This is a genomic window from Mycobacterium sp. NGS62 (assembly GCF_059812285.1).
Genome location: NZ_JCALCK010000105.1, coordinates 1 through 245 on the forward strand (window position 1 = coordinate 1; position 245 = coordinate 245).

Sequence of the window (245 nt, forward strand, 5' to 3'; positions counted from 1 at the left end):
TTGTCAAGATAACTGTGTAAGGTGTTGTGGCCGTTTGTCTTTGGGGTCATAGTGGGAGTCGGTCGGGGAATTGGATGGCAAAGGTGTTCAGTGCTCGGGTCCACCCCCAGGTTGCGGTTCCGTCAGTTGATCCTCGTTTCTGGTTGATATTGCGGATGGCCAGATAGAGCAGCTTCATGGCGGCCGCATCGGAGGGGAACGATCCGCGGGCTTTGGTGACTTTGCGCAGCTGGTAGTTCAGCGAT

Annotated in this window: 1 pseudogene; it reads right to left on the reverse strand. The window is 55.5% G+C overall.

Features of this window, described 5'->3' with window-relative positions:
- Window positions 1-46: 46 nt before the first annotated feature.
- A pseudogene (locus tag AC5Y49_RS24905) lies at window positions 47-245 on the reverse strand (IS256 family transposase); the annotation flags it as partial.